Source organism: Streptomyces albus subsp. albus (assembly GCF_000719865.1).
GTDB lineage: Bacteria > Actinomycetota > Actinomycetes > Streptomycetales > Streptomycetaceae > Streptomyces > Streptomyces albus_E.
Genome location: NZ_JOID01000126.1, coordinates 1 through 200, shown reverse-complemented (window position 1 = coordinate 200; position 200 = coordinate 1). Strand labels below are relative to the sequence as shown.

The following is a 200-nucleotide window of genomic DNA, read 5'->3' as shown; positions in this document are numbered from 1 at the left end:
TGTTCGGCGGCGTCCTACTCTCCCACAGGGTCCCCCCTGCAGTACCATCGGCGCTGAAAGGCTTAGCTTCCGGGTTCGGAATGTAACCGGGCGTTTCCCCTACGCTATAACCACCGAAACACTATGAAACTATACGAACCGGACGGCAACACAGTTCGTTGTTTCAGAACCAACACAGTGGACGCGAGCACCTGAGGACA

General features: G+C 56.0%; 1 rRNA gene. It reads right to left on the bottom strand.

Annotated features, from left to right (window positions below):
* Window position 1 precedes the first annotated feature (1 nt).
* A 5S ribosomal RNA gene (gene rrf, locus IF83_RS32825) occupies window positions 2-118 on the bottom strand.
* Between the last annotated feature and the right edge of the window lie 82 nt (window positions 119-200).